This window comes from Pseudonocardia oroxyli, from assembly GCF_900102195.1.
GTDB classification, from domain to species: Bacteria; Actinomycetota; Actinomycetes; order Mycobacteriales; family Pseudonocardiaceae; genus Pseudonocardia; species Pseudonocardia oroxyli.
Window position 1 is genome coordinate 47,661 of the sequence record NZ_FNBE01000001.1, and the last position, 17,892, is coordinate 65,552.

The 17,892-nt window shown below is 74.2% G+C and carries 15 protein-coding genes; 6 read left to right on the plus strand and 9 right to left on the minus strand.

What is annotated here, in order from left to right:
* Positions 1–63: 63 nt before the first annotated feature.
* Complete coding sequence (gene fgd / locus BLS43_RS00265; RefSeq protein ID WP_176921111.1) at positions 64–1,068, minus strand: glucose-6-phosphate dehydrogenase (coenzyme-F420); 1,005 nt, start codon at positions 1,066–1,068, stop codon at positions 64–66.
* A 103-nt stretch (positions 1,069–1,171) separates the two neighbouring features.
* Between fgd and BLS43_RS30770 the strand changes: the two genes are divergently transcribed.
* The 4 genes from BLS43_RS30770 to recQ all read left to right on the plus strand — a co-directional run bounded on the left by BLS43_RS30770 (position 1,172) and on the right by recQ (position 6,894).
* Positions 1,172–2,017 (plus strand): ABC transporter transmembrane domain-containing protein, encoded by an 846-nt coding sequence (locus BLS43_RS30770; protein ID WP_245707213.1) that lies wholly within the window; start codon positions 1,172–1,174, stop codon positions 2,015–2,017.
* On the plus strand, positions 1,954–2,964 hold the full coding sequence (locus BLS43_RS30775; protein WP_245707214.1) for an ABC transporter ATP-binding protein: 1,011 nt from the start codon (positions 1,954–1,956) through the stop codon (positions 2,962–2,964). The genes BLS43_RS30770 and BLS43_RS30775 overlap by 64 nt, the downstream gene beginning before the upstream one ends.
* A 50-nt stretch (positions 2,965–3,014) precedes the next feature.
* Positions 3,015–4,862: an ABC transporter ATP-binding protein gene (locus BLS43_RS00275; protein ID WP_093074724.1), complete on the plus strand. Its 1,848-nt coding sequence runs from the start codon at positions 3,015–3,017 to the stop codon at positions 4,860–4,862.
* Positions 4,863–4,950: 88 nt separating this feature from the next.
* The gene (recQ, locus tag BLS43_RS00280) at positions 4,951–6,894 is read left to right on the plus strand and encodes a DNA helicase RecQ (protein ID WP_245707215.1); all 1,944 of its coding nucleotides are present in this window, start codon (positions 4,951–4,953) and stop codon (positions 6,892–6,894) included.
* Between the two features lie 24 nt (positions 6,895–6,918).
* Here the strand turns inward: recQ and BLS43_RS00285 are convergent, their stop codons facing one another.
* The 6 genes from BLS43_RS00285 to BLS43_RS00310 are packed head-to-tail and all read right to left on the minus strand — an operon-like array spanning position 6,919 to position 13,003.
* Positions 6,919–7,680, minus strand: a complete 762-nt coding sequence (locus BLS43_RS00285) for a creatininase family protein (RefSeq protein WP_093074727.1) — start codon at positions 7,678–7,680, stop codon at positions 6,919–6,921.
* A complete protein-coding gene (locus tag BLS43_RS00290; protein WP_218129657.1) occupies positions 7,677–8,984 on the minus strand; it encodes an FAD-binding oxidoreductase in 1,308 nt (435 codons plus the stop codon). Before BLS43_RS00290 ends, BLS43_RS00285 begins: the two co-directional genes overlap by 4 nt.
* Positions 8,981–10,144 (minus strand): substrate-binding domain-containing protein, encoded by a 1,164-nt coding sequence (locus tag BLS43_RS00295; protein WP_093074730.1) that lies wholly within the window; start codon positions 10,142–10,144, stop codon positions 8,981–8,983. The genes BLS43_RS00290 and BLS43_RS00295 overlap by 4 nt, the downstream gene beginning before the upstream one ends.
* A 14-nt stretch (positions 10,145–10,158) precedes the next feature.
* Positions 10,159–11,013, minus strand: coding sequence for an ABC transporter permease (locus tag BLS43_RS00300; protein WP_093074734.1), 855 nt, complete (start codon positions 11,011–11,013; stop codon positions 10,159–10,161).
* Positions 11,010–11,741 carry an ABC transporter ATP-binding protein gene (locus BLS43_RS00305; protein WP_093074738.1) on the minus strand — a complete coding sequence of 244 codons (732 nt, stop codon included), beginning with the start codon at positions 11,739–11,741 and terminating at the stop codon, positions 11,010–11,012. The genes BLS43_RS00300 and BLS43_RS00305 overlap by 4 nt, the downstream gene beginning before the upstream one ends.
* Positions 11,738–13,003, minus strand: coding sequence for an amidohydrolase family protein (locus BLS43_RS00310; protein ID WP_093074741.1), 1,266 nt, complete (start codon positions 13,001–13,003; stop codon positions 11,738–11,740). Before BLS43_RS00310 ends, BLS43_RS00305 begins: the two co-directional genes overlap by 4 nt.
* 94 nt (positions 13,004–13,097) lie before the next feature.
* On the opposite strand from BLS43_RS00310, the gene BLS43_RS00315 reads away from it, so the two are divergent.
* Both BLS43_RS00315 and BLS43_RS00320 read left to right on the plus strand, forming a co-directional pair.
* Positions 13,098–13,688 (plus strand): helix-turn-helix domain-containing protein, encoded by a 591-nt coding sequence (locus BLS43_RS00315; protein WP_093074745.1) that lies wholly within the window; start codon positions 13,098–13,100, stop codon positions 13,686–13,688.
* Complete coding sequence (locus tag BLS43_RS00320; RefSeq protein ID WP_093074749.1) at positions 13,681–14,271, plus strand: pyridoxamine 5'-phosphate oxidase family protein; 591 nt, start codon at positions 13,681–13,683, stop codon at positions 14,269–14,271. Before BLS43_RS00315 ends, BLS43_RS00320 begins: the two co-directional genes overlap by 8 nt.
* A gap of 22 nt (positions 14,272–14,293) precedes the next feature.
* On the opposite strand, the gene BLS43_RS00325 is transcribed toward BLS43_RS00320, so the two are convergent.
* Both BLS43_RS00325 and BLS43_RS00330 read right to left on the minus strand, forming a co-directional pair.
* Complete coding sequence (locus BLS43_RS00325) at positions 14,294–15,583, minus strand: amidohydrolase family protein (RefSeq protein WP_093074752.1); 1,290 nt, start codon at positions 15,581–15,583, stop codon at positions 14,294–14,296.
* Positions 15,583–17,883 (minus strand): HelD family protein, encoded by a 2,301-nt coding sequence (locus BLS43_RS00330; RefSeq protein ID WP_425438515.1) that lies wholly within the window; start codon positions 17,881–17,883, stop codon positions 15,583–15,585. Before BLS43_RS00330 ends, BLS43_RS00325 begins: the two co-directional genes overlap by 1 nt.
* Between the last annotated feature and the right edge of the window lie 9 nt (positions 17,884–17,892).

Below are 17,892 nucleotides of genomic sequence, written 5' to 3' on the forward strand. Positions count from 1 at the left end.
GCCGCCGGGTCGCACACTAACAGTCAGCACTGACCGTGCAGATCGTCGCGCGGATCACACTGCTCAGCCCAGCGCCCGCAGCTTCGGCAGGACGTCCTCGGCGAACTGGGACAGGAACCGCTCCTGGTCGTGGCCCGGTCCGTGGAACACCAGATGGTTCAGGCCCGCGTCCAGGTAGGGCTTGATCTGCGCGACCGCCTCGTCCGGGTCCGACGCCACGATCCACCGCTTGGCCACCTGCTCGATCGGCAGCTCGTCGGCCAGGCGCTCCATCTCCTGAGAGCTGTTCACCGAGTGCTTCTGCTCCGCGGTCAACGACAACGGCGCCCAGAACCGGCAGTTCTCCAACGCCACGTCCGCGTCCCGGTCGTAGGACATCTTGATCTCGATGGTGCGGTCGATCGAGGCCGGGTCACGGTCCTCCTTCTCCGCCCCCTCGGTCACCGCCGGCATCAGCTTGTCGGTGTAGAGCTCCATGCCCTTTCCCGACGTGCAGATCATCCCGTCACCCGCCCGCCCCGCATAGCGGGCCACCTGCGGGCCACCCGCGGCGATGTACACCGGCACCGGCTTGGCCGGGCGATCGTAGATCGAGGCACCCACCAGCGTGTAGTACTCGCCGTCGAAGTCCACCTCGTCCTCGGTCCACAACGCCCGCATCAGCCGCACCGCCTCCCGCAGCCGGGCGTAACGCTCCTTGAACTCCGGCCACTGCATGCCGGACACCGCAACCTCGTTGAGCGCCTCACCCGTACCCGCGCCCAGGATCACCCGATCCCCGGTCAGCAGCGCCATCGTGGCGAAGGTCTGGGCCATCACCGCCGGGTTGTACCGGAACGTCGGCGTGGTCACCGACGTGCCGATCACCACCCGCTCGGTGCGCTCCCCCACCGCCGCCATCCACGTCAACGCCGACGGCGCGTGCCCGCCCTCGTGCCGCCACGGCAGGAAGTGATCCGACACCCACACACTGTCCAGACCCACCTCCTCGGCCCGCACCGCGTACTCCACCAGATCACGGGGCCCGAACTGCTCCGCCGAGGCCTTGTACCCGATCTTCAGTTCCACGCTCGTCCTTCCGGCGTCCGGTGTCTGCCCTGTGTCTACCACCTGCGGGCGACGGGTAACTCGGGTGCGGCATACCACGTGGCTTCGTAGGCTTGAACCCACCATGAGCGCCCCTCCCGACCCGGAGCAGGCGACCCCCACGACGACCGCCGCGACGCGGGAACCCCCGCCCGTCGCGACCCTCGCCGCGCTGCGCCGGCTCGCTCCCTACATCCGCCCCCACCGGGCCGTCCTGCTCGGCTCGGCCGCCGCCGCGCTGGTCGGGAACCTCGCCGCGCTCGCCGTGCCGCTGGTCACCCGGCGGATCGTCGACGGCCCGATCACCGCGGGCGACCTCTCGCTGCTGCCCTGGCTGGTCGCGGGCGTGCTCGCTCTCGGTCTCGGCGAGGCACTGCTGCTGTTCCTGCGCCGGAGGCTGGTCGCCCGGCCCACCACGCTCATCGAGGCGACGATGCGGGCCGACCTCTACGCCCACCTGCAGCGGCTGCCGCTCTCCTTCCACGACCGCCGGCCCTCGGGGCAGCTGCTGTCCCGGGCGATCCAGGACCTGTCCACCCTGCGCCGCTTCCTCGCCTTCGCCGGGGTGTTCCTGGTGGTGAACACCATCACCGCGATCGTGGGCATCGTGGTCCTCGGCGCGCTGTCGTGGATGCTCGGGCTCGCGCTGCTGGTCCTGGCGGTCCCGATGGTGGCCGTCACACTGCGCATCGAGAGCCGCTTCTCCGCCGTCGCACGCCGGGCCCAGGACCAGGCGGGCGACCTCGCGACCGTGGTCGAGGAGTCCGCGCTCGGCGTGCGGGTGCTGCGGTCGCTGGGGCGCCGCCGCGAGATCACCGCCGCTTCCTCGCGGACGCCCGCAGCCTCCGCGCCACCGAGCTGCGCAAGGTGCGGCTGCGGGCGGCGCTGTGGTGCGTGTTGGTGCTGCTGCCCGAGGCCGCGATCACCGTGATCCTCGCGCTCGGCACCTACGGGGTGTCCACCGGCGTGCTGACGGTCGGCACCCTGGTCGCCGCCGTCACGATCATGACCTATCTGTACTGGCCGATCGCGTCGCTGGGCTGGCTGCTCACCGAGGCCGGGAACGCGGGGGCCGCGAGCAGGCGGTTCTGGGAGGTCATGGACGTCGAACCCGCGATCACCGACCCGGAGGTCCCCGAGTCCCCCGCCGACGGGGACCGGCGCGGGCGGATCGAGTTCCGGGACGTGCACGTCGGCACGGTCCTGCGCGGGGTCGACCTGACCGTCGAGCCCGGCGAGACCCTGGCGCTGGTGGGGGCCACCGGCGCCGGCAAGACGCTGCTCACGTCGCTGGTCGGCAGGCTGGTGGACGTCACCGACGGGTCCGTGCTGGTCGACGGCGTGGACGTGCGGCGGTGGCGGCTCGCCGACCTGCGCCGGGTGGTCGCCACGGCGTTCGAGGAGCCGGTGCTGATCTCCGCGAGCGTGCGGGAGAACGTGGCCCTCGGCGTCCCGGACGCGCCGGACGACGCCGTGTGGGAGGCCCTGGAGGTCGCGGGCGCCCGCGGCTTCGTCGAGGCCCTGCCGTGGGGGCTCGACACCCGGATCGGCGAGCAGGGGATGTCGCTGTCCGGCGGGCAACGGCAGCGGCTCGCGCTGGCCCGCGCCGTGATCGGCCGCCCGCCCGTCCTGGTGCTCGACGACCCGCTCTCGGCCCTCGACGTCCACACCGAGGCCGAGGTGGAGGCCGCCCTGCGCCGCGTGCTGGGCGGGGTGACCGCGCTGGTCGTGGCGCACCGCCCGTCGACGGTGCAGCTCGCGGACCGGGTGGCGGTGCTGGCGGACGGCCGGATCACCGCGCTGGGGCGGCACACGGAGCTGCTGGCGCAGGACGCGACCTACCGAGACCTCCTGTCGGCGGAGCTGGTGCGGTCGTGAGCGAGCGTGCGAGCGAACCATCAGCACAGCCCGCGCAGCGGGCGAGAGCGATGAGCGCGGACCTCGAGTGGCAGGGGGTCGGGGACGACGACCAGGAGGTCACCCGGGCCGCCGGGCTGCGGCTCGCCCGCAGCGCCCGACGGCTGGTGGGCTCGCTGCTGCGGCCGCACCGCGGCGGCGTGGCGCTCGCGCTGCTGATCCTGGTGCTGGAGAACGCGGTCATGCTGACCGGGCCGCTGCTCGTCGCGCTGGCCATCGACACCGGCGTGCCCGCGGCGCTCGACGGGCGGCCGGGCGAGCTGGCCTGGGCGATCGTCGGGTACGCGGCGTGCGGGCTGGCCTCGGCCGGGCTGCGCGCCGGGTTCCTGCTGCTCTCCGGCCGGATCGGCCAGGACGTGCTCCTGGAGCTGCGCCGCCGGGTCTTCACCCACGCCCAGCGGCTGGCCCTGGAGTGGCACGAGTCCTACACCTCCGGGCGGCTGATCTCGCGGCTGACCAGCGACCTGGAGTCGATCGACGACCTGCTGGAGACCGGGCTCGACGGCCTGCTCGGCGCCCTGCTCTCGCTCGGCGGGATCACCGTGCTCCTGCTGGTGATCGACCCGGTGCTGGCGGGGGTGGTGCTGGCCGGGTTCGTGCCGTTGGTGCTGCTCACCCGCTGGTTCCAGCGCTCCTCGCGGGCGAGCTACCGGCTCACCCGCACCTGGGTGGCGCGGGTGATCGTGCACTTCGTCGAGTCGATGAACGGGATCCGGGCGGTCCAGGCCTACCGCCGCGAGGCCCGCAACGAGTCGATCATGGACCAGCTCAACGGGCGGTACCGGGACGCGAACGCCGCGGCCCTGCTCACACTGTCCTGGTTCGTCGCGTCGGTGCGCGCGGTCGGCAACGTGACCCTCGCGCTCGTCCTGCTGATCGGTGCGCTGCGGGTGACCGACGGGGCGCTGGAGCTCGGCGCGCTGACCGCGTTCCTGCTGTACCTGCGCCGGTTCTACGACCCGCTCGACCAGCTCGCCCAGTTCCTCAACGCCTACCAGTCCGCCGCGGCGGCCCTGGAGAAGCTCGCGTCGGTGCTGGACACGCCCGAGACGGTGCCGGAACCGGAGCACCCGCAGCCGCTGCGGGCCCGCGGCGAGCTGGAGTTCGACGAGGTCACCTTCGCCTACCCGCGCCGATGGTCGTCTCCGCAGGCTCCGTCTCCGCGCGCGCCCGAACGCCCGGTGCTGCCCGAGCTGTCGCTGCACGTGCCCGCAGGTCAGACGGTCGCACTCGTCGGCGCCACCGGCGCGGGCAAGACCACGATCGCCAAGCTGGCCGCCCGCTTCCACGACCCCACGTCCGGCCGCGTGCTGCTCGACGGCGTGGACCTGCGGTCCCTGGCGGACGACGACCTCCGCCGCGCGCTGGTGATGGTCACCCAGGACCCCTTCCTGTTCTCCGGCTCGGTGGCGGACAACGTGGCCCTCGGCCGCCCGTCCGCGACCCGCGCCGAGATCGAGGCGGCCCTGGCGGCGGTGGGTGCGGAGTTCGTGCAGGACCTGCCCGAGGGCGTGGACACCGACGTCCGCAAGCGCAGCGGGCGCCTCTCCGCGGGCCAGCGCCAGCTCGTCTCGCTGGCCCGGGTGGTGCTCGCGGACCCGGCCGTCGTCCTGCTGGACGAGGCCACGTCGAGCCTGGACATCCCCAGTGAACGCGCCGTCCAGGCCGCGCTGGAGACGGTGCTGGCCGACCGCACGGCGCTGATCATCGCCCACCGCCTCTCGACCGTCGCGATCGCCGACCGCGTCCTGGTCCTGGAGCGGGGCCGGATCGTCCAGGACGGCACCCCGCGGGAGCTGCTGGCCACCGACGGCGACTTCGCCCGCCTCCACGCGGCCTGGGAGTCGAGCCTGCGCTGACGCGCCCGTGCGTGGTAACTGGTGCCAGAGCACCACTTACCGCGCACGAGCGGTCGGGGGCCGCCGTCGCTCCCCTACGATCGGTGGCGTGACTGCTCCCCCCGCGTCCGCCGCCCTCGACGTCCTGCACCGGGTCTTCGGCTACGACGCCTTCCGCGGGCCCCAGGCGGAGGTCGTGGAGCACGTCGTCGCGGGCGGGGACGCGCTGGTCCTGATGCCGACCGGCGGCGGCAAGTCGCTGTGCTACCAGGTGCCCGCGCTGGTCCGCGAGGGCACGGGCGTGGTGGTCTCGCCGCTGATCGCGCTCATGCAGGACCAGGTGGACGCGCTGCACGCGCTCGGCGTCCGCGCCGGGTTCCTCAACTCCACCCAGACGCCCGACGAGCGCCGCGAGACCGAGCGTGCGCTGCTCGCGGGCGAGCTGGACCTGCTCTACCTGGCCCCGGAGCGGTTGCGGCTGGGCTCGACGGTGAACCTGCTGGACCGCAGCACGATCGCCCTGTTCGCCATCGACGAGGCGCACTGTGTCGCGCAGTGGGGCCACGACTTCCGCCCCGACTACCTCATGCTCTCCGAGCTGCACGAGCGGTGGCCGAGCATCCCGCGGATCGCGCTCACGGCGACCGCCACCGAGCACACCCGCGCCGAGATCGCCGAGCGGCTGGACCTGACGACGGCCAAGCAGGTCGTCGCGAGCTTCGACCGGCCCAACATCCAATACCGGATCGTGCCGAAGGCGGAGCCCCGCAAGCAGCTGCTGGAGCTGTTGCGCACCGAGCACGCGGGGGACGCCGGGATCGTCTACTGCCTGTCCCGCAAGTCGGTGGAGCAGACCGCGGAGTTCCTGACGGCCCAGGGCGTCAAGGCGCTGCCCTACCACGCGGGGCTCGACGCCGCGGTCCGCCGCGAGCACCAGGCCCGCTTCCTCCGCGAGGAGGGCCTGGTCATGTGCGCGACCATCGCGTTCGGGATGGGGATCGACAAGCCGGACGTCCGGTTCGTCGCGCACCTGGACCTGCCCAAGTCCGTCGAGGGGTACTACCAGGAGACCGGGCGGGCGGGCCGGGACGGGCTGCCGTCCACCGCGTGGCTCGCCTACGGGCTCGCGGACGTCGTGCAGCAGCGCAAGATGATCGACGACTCCGAGGGCGACCGGGCCCACAAGCAGCGCCTGTCCCAGCACCTCGACGCGATGCTCGCGCTCTGCGAGACCGTGGAGTGCAGGCGGGTGCAGCTGCTCGCCTACTTCGGGCAGCGCGGCGAGCCGTGCGGCAACTGCGACACCTGCCTGACCCCCGCCGAGACCTGGGACGGCACGGTCCCCGCACAGAAGCTGCTGTCCACGATCTGGCGGCTGAAGAAGGAGCGCAACCAGTCCTTCGGCGCCCAGCAGACCGTGGACATCCTGCTGGGCAAGAAGACGCCCAAGGTCGAGCAGTTCCGCCACGACGAGCTGTCCACCTTCGGCATCGGCACCGAGCTGGCGGACGGCGAGTGGCGCGGTGTGGTCCGCCAGCTGCTGGCCCGGGAGCTGCTCGCCGTGGGCGGCGCGTACAACACCCTGCAGCTCACCGACGGCAGCCGCGAGGTGCTCGGCGGGAGCCGGAAGGTGATGCTGCGCAAGGACCCCGAGCGGACCCGGACGCGGCGCAGCACGTCGAAGCCCGCCCCCGCCGACCTCCCCGCCGCGGCCGCGCCGATCTTCGAGCGGCTGCGGGCCTGGCGCGGGGCCACGGCGAAGGAGCAGGGCGTCCCCGCCTACGTGATCTTCCACGACGCCACCCTGCGCGCGATCGCCACGCTCGCCCCGGCGTCGTTGGCCGCGCTGGGCACCGTGAACGGGGTGGGCGAGAACAAGCTGGCGAAGTACGGCCAGGGCGTGCTCGACGCCGTGCGCGGCAGCGGGCAGGGCGGCGGGCAGGGCAGTGGGCAGGACGGCGGGGCCCCTCCCGCGCGCGAGGAGCCGCGGGACGAGTGGCCGGTCGAGGAGCCCCCGGAGCCGGACTACCCGGACGAGGACCCCTGGGGCTGAGCCCCGAGGGCCCGGCCGCGCGGCTCAGGTGTGGAACCGGTGGGCCTCGTCGAGCACCCGGACCAGCTGCCCGACGCCCGCCTCGAACACCGCCTTCCCGTGCTCGACCGTGGCACCGGTGGGGTCGCCGACGTGCCCGTCCGGGCCGAAGTCCTCGGACAGCCAGCCGAACGAGACCGGCTTGCCGAACCCGATGAGGGAGAACTCCCGCAGCCCCTCCGGCACCCGCCGCACGGCGAGGTCCATCTGCACGAGGTCGGGGCGCAGGTGCAGCATCAGCGAGGTCTCGCCGTGCCCGCCGTGGATCCCCATGCCGTACTCGGACTCCGCCGAGGACCGCCCGCCCTGGTCCGCGGGCACCGACAGGTGCGCGAAGAAGGTCCGCAGGCCGAACTCGCGCCGCAGCTGCCGGCACGCCACCTGTCCCAGCGCCGAGTTGCCGCCGTGGCCGTTGACGAACAGCAGCCGGGTGATCCCGGACGCGGCCAGCGAGCGGCCGAGGTCGACCAGGGTGCGCATGAGGGTGTCCCAGGACAGCCACAGCGAGCCGGGGAAGGCGTGGTGCTCGTCGGACTTGGTGTAGGCCAGGCCGGGGAGCAGCACGCAGGGCACGCCCGCGGTCGTCGCGGCGGCGACGGCGGCCTCCGCCGCGGCCGTGGCGGTCACGTGGTCGGTGGAGACCGGCAGGTGCGGGCCGTGCTGCTCGATCGCCCCCAGCGGCAGGACGGCGACGGTGTCCGCGGGCAGCGCCGCCACCTGCGGGCCGGTCAGGTCGGTGAACCTCATCGGACCACCCCGATGTTGACCCGCGAGTCCACCGGCGGCGCGTCGACCAGCTTGCCCGGGTTGAGCAGCCCCTTCGGGTCCGTCCGTCGCGCGGTCTCGCGGGCGAGCTCGACGTTGCGGTCCACGTACCACTGGTGCGGCGAGTGCACGCCCACCCCGATCGCCTCCAGCCGGTCCATCCCGGCGAGCAGGTCCGCCTCCCCGGTGTACTCCGCGACGATCATGGCGCCGGGCCCGTGCTGGAACAGCTCCAGGTGCAGGTGCACCGGGCCCGGGTAGCAGGCGCGCACCGCGTCCGGGTCGTCCCAGAGCGGGGTCCCGGAGCTCTCGATGTGGAACAGCCGCGGCTGCGGCGCCGCCTGCTGCAGGAAGTAGACGGGGTGGTTGTAGGACATCCCGGAGAGCACGTCGGTCTCGGCGTAGTCGCGGGCGACCCGGACCACCTCCCCGTGCGTCCGGATCCGCGCCGTGACCTCGTCGACCGTGGAGGCCTCGGCGATCACCCGCAGGCTCCACCGCGCCGGGTCGAGGTCGACCGGCAGTGTCGGGACCAGCGCGGGCTCGTCCCCCGACGCCAGCCGGGGCGCCACCGACAGCGTGGTCAGGGTCCGGTGCACGGCGACCAGGTCGGCGTAGGAGCCGAAGGACCCGTACACCGCCGCCCACTCCCGCGCCGGGTCCGTGCGGATCTCCACCTCGACGAGCACCCCGGTCACGCCGTAGGTGTGCACGAAGGGCTCCAGCTCCGCGCCGGAGACCGTGAACAGGGACCCACTGCCGTCCATCGGGGCGACCACGGCGGACACGACGAACCCGTCCGACGTCGTGCGGTGCTCGATCGTGCCCGTGCCCGCCGAGCCGCCGCCGACGAACCCGCCGACCGTGGACCCCTTGGTGCTCGGGAAGATCCAGACGTCCCGGCCCGCCGCCCGGGCGACCTCGTCGACGGTGGTGAGCTTGGCGCCCGCCCCGGCCCGCACGGTCTCTCCGGTCACCTCGACCGTGTCGAGCCCGCGCAGGTCCAGGACGATCCCGCCGTCGAACGGCGTGGCCTGGCCGTAGTTCCCGGTCCCCGCGCCGCGCGGGGTGACCGGGACGTCCTGCCGGTAGGCCACCGCCAGGACGTCCGCCACCTGCTGCGCCGACGTCGGCCGCACCACGAGGTCCGCGACGTACCGCCCGGGCGGCAGCTTGTCCTGCAGCACCGGGGACATGCGCGACCAGTCCGAGGAGACCTTCAGCAGCAGCTCGCGGTCGGTCGAGACGTCGACGCCCAGGTCCGCCAGCTCGGACTCCAGGGTCACGAGGTCCCCATCGAGATCGACGGGTCGATGAACTCGTTGGTGTACAACGACTCCGGGGTGGGTGCGGGGCCGGGGAGCGAGCCCTGCGCCTGCAGGATCGGCACGAAGGTGTTCACGATCTCCTGCATCCGCGCCGGGTCGAACCGCCCGAACACACCCGATGCCGGGTCGTTGGTCACGAAGCCCTGCTCGAGCTGGGCCTTGGCCGAGAACGCCGCGACGCCCGCCGAGTAGGTCCAGCCGGTCTGGTACTCGTTCACCAGCTCGACGATCAGGTCGTTCGTGGGGCCGGGGTTCGCCAGGTAGTCGAGCTGCGCCCGCTGCATGATCGGCACGAGCTTCTGCAGGCAGGGACGCAGCGCGTCGAGCTTGTCGGCGCGCACGGCGAGCGGCTCGGGGTAGATCGAGTAGCCGACGTCCGCCGCCTTCTGGAAGGCGATCGGCTTGTTCCACTGCGGGATCTCGTTCTCGTAGATGTAGGGCTCGGCCGTGGCGAAGCCCTGCTGCAGGATCGTCGGGTCGGCGACGAACCGGGCGGGCGTGCCCTCGTAGGAGGTGTCCGACTGGGAGGGGGCCATCACGCCCTTGGCGGCGAGCAGCGCGGGCAGCACGTCACCCGAGGTCACCACGGGCGCGCCGCCCGCGGCGGCCTGCTGGATCGTGGTGGCGCCGGGGTGGCTCGCCGGGTCCCACATGATGATCTGCGGCGACACCGTGAGCTGGGAGGCCACCGCGACCACGGCCTGGTTCCCGGTCGCGGTGAGCGCGACGTCCGTGTTGACCGCGCCGAGGGTGATCGAATCGTCCAGCGCCATCAGGGCGGGCACCGGCTGGAACCCGACGTTCGGCCCGCCCGGCCGCACCTCGACGTCCACCCCGGTGTCCACCCCCTGCGCCACGAGCGAGCCGGTGACCGACTTGTTCGCGGCGTCGATGGTGCGGTCCGGGCCGACGACCGAGTACATCGCGCCGTGCTCGGCCTCCGGCTGCCAGTCCTGCTGGAAGACGATCTTCGCCGGGCAGCCCGCGGCGGCGAGGTCGAGCGGGCCGCCCGCGGGGGCGGCGGGCGCGGCGGGGCCCGAGGAGGCGGCCTGGGTGCCGCCGCCGCACCCCGCCAGCACCAGGGCGGTGATCACGAGCAGACCTGTCCTGCGCAGCATGGGACCTCCGAGAGTCATCTGGTGTGCCCGCCGTACCAGCGGCCGACCACGGCCTTGTCCAGCGCGGCGAAGATCGAGAACACGACCACCCCGAACAGCGCGGTGAGGGTGACCGCCGTGAGCAGCGCCTCCATCTGCAGGCGCAGTGTGTAGGTGCGCAGCAGGCCGCCGATGCCCGGCGCCCCCTGCTGGAAGTAGAAGTCCGCGACGATCACGCCGATCACCGACAGACCCGCGGCGTTCCGCAGCCCGGTGAAGATCGACGGGACGGCGGCCGGGAACTGCAGCTTGACCAGCCGCTGCCACCGGCTCGCCTTGTTCAGGGTGAGCAGGTCGTGTGCGGCGGCGCTCGCGGACTGCAGCCCGAACAGGGTGTTGGAGATCATCGGGAACAGCGCGATGATCACGCACACGACCACCCGGGCGGTGAACGCGTACCCGAGCCAGATGCCGATCAGCGGCACCAGGGCGAGGATCGGGATGGTCTGCAGGATCACCGCGTACGGGTAGAGGACCCGCTCGGCCCACCCGGACTGCGACATCACGGTGGCGTAGCCGATCCCCAGCACCACCGCGATCACCAGGCCGACCAGCGCCACCACCGCGCTGCGGCCCAGCGCCTCCAGCATCGGGCCCATCAGCGCGCCGTTGCCCAGCGCGCTGCCGTAGGCCTCGTGCGGCGGGGGCAGCAGGAAACGCTGGTCCGCGGGCAGCACGAGGTAGGTCACGGCGTACCAGAGGACGGCGATGCCGCCCAGCGCGGCGAGGATCGGCAGGGAACGGGCAAGTGCGGTGCGCCACCAGGGCCGCCCCGGAACCGCCCGCGCCTCGACCGGCAGTCCGGTGGTCGGTGCCTCGACGGTGGTCATGAGTGCTCTCCCAGGGCTTCGCTGACCCGGCCGGTCAGCTCGGCGAACTCGGGTGCGTACCGCAGCTCGGGCGGTCGCGGGTAGGCGAAGGGCACCGGGATCTCCGCGACGATCCGGCCCGGACGACCGCTCATCACGACCACCCGGGTGGAGAGGTAGACCGCCTCGGACACCGAGTGCGTGATGAACAGCCCCGCGAAACCCTTGAGCTGGAACAGCTTCTGCAGCTCGGTCTGCATCTGCAGGCGGGTGATCTCGTCGAGCGCGCCGAACGGCTCGTCGAACAGCGCGAGGTCCGGGTCGGCGACCAGGGCGCGGGCGAGCGAGACCCGCATCCGCATGCCGCCGGAGAGCTTGCGCGGGTGCTGCGCCTCGAACCCGGTGAGCCCCACCAGCTCCAGCGCCTCGAGGGCCCGGCGGCGGCGTTCCTCGCGCGGCACCCGGCGCAGCTCGCCGACGAGCTCGACGTTCCGCAGTGCGCTGCGCCACTCCAGCAGCGTCGGGTCCTGGAAGACGTAGCTCGTCGACGCGGCCTCGACGGCCACCGTGCCGCGGGTCACCGTCTCCAGGCCGGACGCCAGCCGCAGCAGCGTGGACTTGCCGCAGCCCGACGGCCCGACGACCGTGACGAAGTCCCCCGGCGCCAGGTCGAGGCTGACCTCGCGCACGGCCACCGTGCCGGTGTCGAACTGTTTGGTGACGCCCTCGAGCGTCAGGGTTCCGGTCATGCGACCACCTCGGGGAGCTCGGACGGGGACAGGGCGACCTGCCGGGCGACGCGGGAGTCGGCGACCACGCGTCCGCCCGCGAGCACGATCCGGGCCTCGGGGGCGCCGGCGAGCAGGTCCCCGGGCTCGGTGTCCGGGACCAGGAGCAGATCCGCCCGCTCCCCCGGCCCGACGCCCGCGGCCGGGAGGCCGAGCACCGCGCGGGCGCCTCCGGTGACCGCGTGCAGGGCCTCGCCCGCCCGCAGGTGCCCGGCGGTCTGGAGCAGGGACGTCGTCTCGAAGGGATCGGCGCGACCGGCCGGGTTGAACGGGTCCCGCAGGTTGTCCGCGCCCGCGGCCAGCGGCACGCCCGCCGCGAGGATCGCGGGCAGCGGGGCGAGCCCGCGCGGGTTGCCCGGGATGCCGCGGCCCTGCAGGTAGAGGTTGGTGATCGGGAGCGTGACGATGCCGATCCCGGCCCGCGCGGTCAGATCCAGGACCTGGGCGAGCCGGTCCGGCGGGAGCATCCCGAGGCGCACGCAGTGGCTCGCGGTGACCCGCTGCCGCATGCCGCGGGCGAGCACCTGGCGGGCCATCTCCTCCAGGTCCAACGCGTGCCCGACGTCCGTCTGCTCGTCCGCGTGCAGGTCGACGGGCAGGTCGTGGGCCTGCGCGACGTCCAGCATGCGGGTGATCTCGTGCCGCGGGTCCGGCGCCAGGTGCGGGCAGCCGCCGACCACGTCCACCCCGCGGGCCACGGCCTCGGCCACCACCCCGTCGTCCGCCTCGGAGCCGGCGAGCAGGCACACCTGCAGGTCGACGGTGCCGCGCAGGCGCTCCCGGAGCCCGACCAGCGCGTCCACCCCGCGGAAGCGGTCGCCCTCCAGCGGGACGTCCACGTGGCTGCGGATCGCGGTGATGCCGTTGGCGAGGTAGCGGCCGACGGCGGCCAGCGCGCGGGACTCGATGTCCGCCCGGTCGATCCCGGGCAGGATCGAGCGCCACTGGGCGATCGCCGTCGGCAGGTCGTTGCCCGCGCCCGGGTCCATGCGCGGCGCGGTGAGGGCCTTGTCGAGGTGGGCGTGCGGCTCGCAGGCGGCGGGCAGCACCCGCCAGCCGGACGCCTCCAGCGACACGCCCGGACCGGGGGTGTCCGCGACGGAACCACCGGAGAGCAGCACCTCACCGCGGGTCCCGTCCGGCAGCCGCACGCCGTGCAGCGCCGCGACCTCGACCCCCGCCAGGCAGGGGGCGGCCGACGGCGCCCCGACCGACGCACTCACTCTGACCTGCAAAATATTGATGGAGTCACAACACGGGGCACGCTAGGCTCCTCGTGTTTCGTCCCGATGTCCCCCGTTACCGGACGTGTGAAGGATGCCCATCCGAAACCCCCAGAAGGCAGCCGACGTCCGACTCGGCCAGGCCATCCGCTCCCGCCGCCGCGCGCTCGGCCGCACCCTCGCCCAGGTCGCCGCCGCGTCCGGGCTGTCCCAGCCGTTCCTGTCCCAGCTCGAGCTGGGCCGCACCCGGCCGTCGATGCGGTCGCTGTTCCGGATCGCCGAGGCGCTCGGCACGACCCAGCAGGCCCTGCTCGCCGAAGCCGGGGACGACGGCGCGGTGCTCATGGTCGACTCCGCGCGCTCCCTCTCCGGCGAGGCCTCCAGCGGCGCCGGTCCGGGGGCGCGGCTGCTGCACCACGATCCCGACCTCACCGAGTTCGTGGGGCTGCCGCGGGAGTTCCAGGAGTTCTTCAGCCACGCCCGCCGGGAGGCGCTGTACGTGGTGCGCGGCACGATCGAGGTGGAGCTGGGCGCCACATCGGCCGAGCCCGGGGCCACCCGGGTGCTCGGCGAGCGGGACACCCTCGCCTACCCGGGCGAGACGCCGCACCGCTACCGGCAGCTCGGAGCGGAGCAGGCGATCGTGCTGGTCGTGCACTCGTCGGGGGGAGACGGACATGCCTGAGGCCCTGCCGCCGGGCGGCGGCATGGAGGTGCTCGCCTCCTGGCTGCAGGACGCCCGCGAGCTCGGCTGGACCATGACGCTGGCGACCGCGGGCCCCGCCGGACCCTCCGCCCGCACCGTGGTCGTCACCGCCGTCGACACGGAGTCGGTCCGGTTCCACACCTCGGCCCCCACCGGCAAGACGGTCGACCGCGCCGCGGACGACCGCGCCGCCGGGGTGTTCCACTGGCCCGCGCTGGGCCGCCAGGCGGTGCTGACCGGGCGCCTGGTCGAGCTCCCCCGCGAGGTCACCGAGGCCGCCTACCGCACCCGCCCGCGGCAGCTGCAGCTCGTCGGCTGGGTGTACGACGACCTGCTGCCGCAGCTGCACGGCCCCGACCACGAGGTGCCCGCCGGCGCGGTCGAGGAGCGCTTCGCCGCCCACGCCGCCGGCGCGGCGACGGCCCCGCCCAGCTGGACCACCCTCGCCCTGGTCCCGAGCAGGCTGGAGCTCTGGCGCGCGGGCACCGCCGACACCCCACCCGCCCGCACCCGCTACGTCCGCGAGGCCGACACCTGGCGGAGAAGACAAGTGCTCCCGTGAGCGGCGATGGTCGCCCTGGCGACTATCGCCGCTCACGACGGTGGTCGAGCAGGCGGCCGAGCGCGGACACGATCTCCGGCTCGGGCCGGGTGACCAGCACGTAGTCCTCGACCACCACGCGCCCGCCCACCACGACGTGCCGGGGGCGGCGGCCGGGCGCGGCCCACAGCAGGCCCGCGAGGGGGTCGGCGACCCCGGCGTCCGCCACCCCGGTGACGTCCCAGCAGACCAGGTCGGCGGCGAACCCCGGGTCCAGGCGGCCGAGCATCGGGAACGCGCCGGGGGTGGTCCGGCCGAGCCCCGCGGCGGACCCGGCGGTCGCCCAGGTCAGCACCTCGCGGGCCGCCACCGGACGCCCGACGAGCGGGGCGACCTGCATCGCCAGCCGGGCGTCCGCGAGGAGGTGTCCGGCGTCGTTGCTGCCCCCGCCGGAGGTGCCGAGCCCGACCGCGACCCCGGCGTCCGCGAGCGCGGCGGCGGGCGCCACACCCCACCCCATCGGCAGGTCGCAGCCCGGTGCGTGGGTCGCGGACACACCCGCGGCCGCGACCCGGGCCAGCTCGGCATCGGTGATGCCGCAGAGGTGCGCGAGGGTGACGTCGGGGGCGAGCCAGCCCCACTCGTCGAGCAGGTCGAGGGGGCGGCGCCCGTACCGCGCGGCGGCGATCTCGACGTCCACCTGCTCGTTCGCCTGGGTGCGGCGGCGCAGCCCGTGGCGCGCGGCGACCTCGCCGAGCAGCGCGAACGTCTCCGGCGCGTCGCTGTGCACGCCCGCGGGCCCCACCGCGACCTGCACGTCCGTGCCGGCGAGGGCCTGCACGACCGCCTCCGCCGAGGCGGCGGCCTGCTCCGGGTCGTCCCGCGCGGAGCCTCGCACGAACACCAGCCGGGCACCCAGCTCGCCCGCCGCCCGGGCCACCGCCGACGCCACGGCGACCCCGTCGCCGGGCGGCCAGTTGAGCTGGTGGTCGGCCACCGTCGTGACCCCGCAGAGCAGCGCCTCCGCCAGGCCCACCGACGCCGCGGCGTGCGCGGACTCGGCGTCGATCCCGACGGCGGCGTAGGCGGCCGCCATCGCGGGCAGCCACTCCCGCATCGGGACGCCGCGGGTGCCGGGCAGGGTCCGGAACGCGCTCTGCAGGAGATGGTGGTGGGCGTTGACCAGGCCGGGGGTGACCACGCAGCCCGAGGCGTCCAGCACCCGTCCCGGCACGGGGTCCGCGACGACGAGCCCGTCCCGGCAGGACACCGCCCCGCCCGGGACCTCCGCCGACCCCGTCCACACGAGGTCGGCGCCGCGGACGGTGAGCATCAGTGGCGCCGCAACCGCTTCAGCGGCTCGGGCAGGTCGGCGGCGTGGACCACCGTGAGCCGCTGGGTGGCGCGGGTCAGCGCGACGTAGAGGTCGTTGAGGCCGCGCGGGCTCTCGGCGAGCACCTCGGCGGGCTCGACGAGCACTACGGAGTCGAACTCCAGGCCCTTCGAGGCCCCCACCGGCAACACGACGACCGGGGTCTCCAGGTCGTCCTCGGGTGCGTCCGGGCCGAGCAGCACCCCGCGCAGGGTCGCCGCGCGGGCGGACGGGACCAGCACCGCGGTGCGGCCCTCCCCCACCGCGGCCCGCTCCTCGTCGACGATCCCGGCGAGCACGCCGTCCGCCCCCTCCAGGGACCCGGGCGCCACCGGGACCGCCCGCGGCGGGACGCCGGTGCTGCGGACCGAGCTGGGCGGGCTCAGCGACGGGTCGATCGCGGCGAGCACGTCGTCCGCCACGTCCGCGATCTCGGCGGGCGTGCGGTAGTTGACGGTGAGCTGCTCGAGCCGCCAGCGGTTCTGCACGAAGGGACCGAGCGCGTCCCCCCACGACGTGGTGCCGCCGATGTCCCCGGTCTGCGCGACGTCCCCCACGACCGTCATCGAGCGGCTCGGCACGCGGCGCATCACGGTGCGCCACGCCATCGCGGACAGCTCCTGCGCCTCGTCCACGATCACGTGCCCGTAGGTCCACTCCCGGTCCGCGGCCGCGCGGTCGGCCGTGGACTCGTACGTGCGCACCTGCATGCGCTCGGCGAGCCGGTCGGCGTCGACGATGTCGGTGGCGCGCAGCAGCTCCGGGTCGAGGTCCTCCTCCAGGTCCAGTACGTCGAGCACCCCCTGGGCGTACTCGACCTCCTCGCGCAGGGCGGCCTGGGCGGCGGCCCGGGCGGCCGAGCCGTCGTCCCCGAGGAGCTCGGCGGCCTCGTCCAGCAGCGGGACGTCCGCGGCGCTCCAGCGCAGCTCCTCCGGGCCCTCGGGCGGGCGGCGCTCCAGCAGGGCGCGGTCCTCCGCCGGGATCCGGCGGGCGATCGAGTTGAGCCTGCGTGGGTCCCCGAACAGGTCGGTGAGCAGCTGCTCGGGGGTCAGCGTGGGCCAGAGCAGGTCCAGCTCGCGGTTCACCGCCGCGTCCTCGGCGAGCTCCTCGCGGATGTCCTCGACGTCCAGCCTGCCGAGCAGGTTGCGGCCGCCGAGCGTGCGCGCGACCTGCTGGGCGAGCAGCTGCAACGCCTCCCGGCGGAAGATCCGCTTGGCCTCGTTGTGCGGCTTGCGGGAGCGGCGGGCGCGCGAGCGGGCCTGGTTCACCAGGTCCCGGTCGATCCGCGCGGGCTGCTGCTCCACGACCAGCTCGATCGGCCGCCGCGGCAGCTGCTGGCGGTCCCGCACGGCCGCCGCGATGACCGCGGCCATGTCCACCCGGCCCTTGACCTCGGCCGTCCGGGCGTCCTCGGGCCTGCGCGCGTGCAGGCCCGGGTAGAGCTCTCCGGGCGTGGCCAGGACCACGGCCGTCTCCCCCAGGGAGGGCAGCACCTGCCCGATGTAGCGCAGGAACGTGGGGTTCGGGCCGATCACCAGCACGCCGCTGCGGGCCAGCCGGTCGCGGTGGGTGTAGAGCAGGTACGCCGCCCGGTGCAGCGCGACCGCCGTCTTGCCGGTACCGGGGCCGCCCTGCACCACCAGCACGCCCGACGGCTTCGACCGGATGATCCGGTCCTGCTCGGCCTGGATCGTGGCCACGATGTCGCCCATGCGGCCGGTGCGGGCCTCGCTCACCGCGGCCATGAGCGCGGCCTCGCCCGCCAGGCCGGACGAGGACGTCCGAGCGGCCGCGTCGGTGAGGTCCAGCACCTCGTCGTCCACCGCGACGACGGTGCGCCCGCGGGTGCGCAGGTGCCTGCGGCGGCGCATGCCCTCGGGGCTGGCCGCCGTCGCCGTGTAGAAGGGCTGCGCGGCGGGCGCGCGCCAGTCCATCAGCAGCGGCTCGTACTCGTTCTCCTCGTCCAGCAGGCCCAGCCTGCCGACGTAGCGCACCTCGCCCGACTCCGCGTCCAGCCGCCCGAACGCCAGCCCGTGCTCGGCGGCGCGCAGGGCGGCCAGCCGGTCGGTGTACATGGCGGCCGCGGCGTCCCGCTCGGTGAGCGCCTGCGGCGTGCCGACGGTCTCGCCGTGCAGCACCTCGTCCAGCCTGCGCGCGGTCTCCCGGCGGCGGTCGTCCAACCGGCCGTAGAGCATCTCGACGTACGCACGCTCGTGCGCGAGCGGCGTCTCGCCATCCGAGGCAGGGTCCGAGACAGACACGGTGGGGGG

Excerpts from the sequence above, each read along its gene's own strand:
- BLS43_RS30770 (WP_245707213.1), top strand. The coding sequence starts at position 1,172 with ATGAGCGCCCCTCCCGACCCGGAGCAGGCGACCCCCACGACGACCGCC.
- BLS43_RS00275 (WP_093074724.1), top strand. The coding sequence starts at position 3,015 with ATGAGCGCGGACCTCGAGTGGCAGGGGGTCGGGGACGACGACCAGGAG.
- BLS43_RS00285 (WP_093074727.1), bottom strand. The coding sequence starts at position 7,680 with ATGAGGTTCACCGACCTGACCGGCCCGCAGGTGGCGGCGCTGCCCGCG.
- BLS43_RS00295 (WP_093074730.1), bottom strand. The coding sequence starts at position 10,144 with ATGCTGCGCAGGACAGGTCTGCTCGTGATCACCGCCCTGGTGCTGGCG.
- BLS43_RS00300 (WP_093074734.1), bottom strand. The coding sequence starts at position 11,013 with ATGACCACCGTCGAGGCACCGACCACCGGACTGCCGGTCGAGGCGCGG.
- BLS43_RS00305 (WP_093074738.1), bottom strand. The coding sequence starts at position 11,741 with ATGACCGGAACCCTGACGCTCGAGGGCGTCACCAAACAGTTCGACACC.
- BLS43_RS00315 (WP_093074745.1), top strand. The coding sequence starts at position 13,098 with ATGCCCATCCGAAACCCCCAGAAGGCAGCCGACGTCCGACTCGGCCAG.
- BLS43_RS00320 (WP_093074749.1), top strand. The coding sequence starts at position 13,681 with ATGCCTGAGGCCCTGCCGCCGGGCGGCGGCATGGAGGTGCTCGCCTCC.
- BLS43_RS00325 (WP_093074752.1), bottom strand. The coding sequence starts at position 15,583 with ATGCTCACCGTCCGCGGCGCCGACCTCGTGTGGACGGGGTCGGCGGAG.